A 676-nucleotide genomic window follows, 5' to 3' on the forward strand; every position below is an offset into this window, starting at 1 on the left:
AATCGCCCAGGGGTTGTAAATAGAGAAGGGAATCAAGGATCAAATGCAGGTAGCGCTGGTGCTCCCCAGGCTCTTAATAAAGAAGAAATTAATTACAAATTAATGGCTGGTGATACAACTAATCTATCTGAAAATGAAAAAAAATGGTATTTTCATACTGATGATCCATCTACAGATCTTGGTGAGATGTTAAATCCTCATTTTGATTCATTATTAGGTTTATCAGAAACAGAGTTTTTCACAACAGATCCAGATGGTTTAGATTGTGTATTAGAAATGAGTTCTGGACCTTTTGATCTTGAGGTTGGAGAACAGGTTTCTTTTTCTTTTTGTATTATTTTTGGACAAAATCATACTGATTTAATTCGTAATGCTGAATTTGCTCAAATTATGTATAATGCTCATTATCAGGGTTATTCACCACCAACAGCTCCACAAGTGGCTGCTGAGACAGATCATGAAAAGGTGACAATTTATTGGACAGATGGTGCTGAAGTATCTAAAGATGTTGTAACTACATATACAGATTTTGAAGGATATAAAATTTATAAAAGTACGGATGGTGGTAATACATGGGGCTCTCCAAATCAGAGGATATTTGATGATGAAGGAATTCATGTGGGTTGGCAGCCATATAGCCAGTTTGATTTAGATGCAGATGCAGATTCTTCATTTT

At 35.2% G+C, this 676-nt stretch carries 1 pseudogene; it reads left to right on the forward strand.

The window, feature by feature from the left end:
* Window positions 1-676: pseudogene (locus tag AMO08_RS05840) on the forward strand (hypothetical protein); the annotation flags it as partial.

The organism is Candidatus Pelagibacter communis (assembly GCF_001180205.1).
GTDB classification, from domain to species: domain Bacteria; phylum Pseudomonadota; class Alphaproteobacteria; order Pelagibacterales; family Pelagibacteraceae; genus Pelagibacter; species Pelagibacter ubique_O.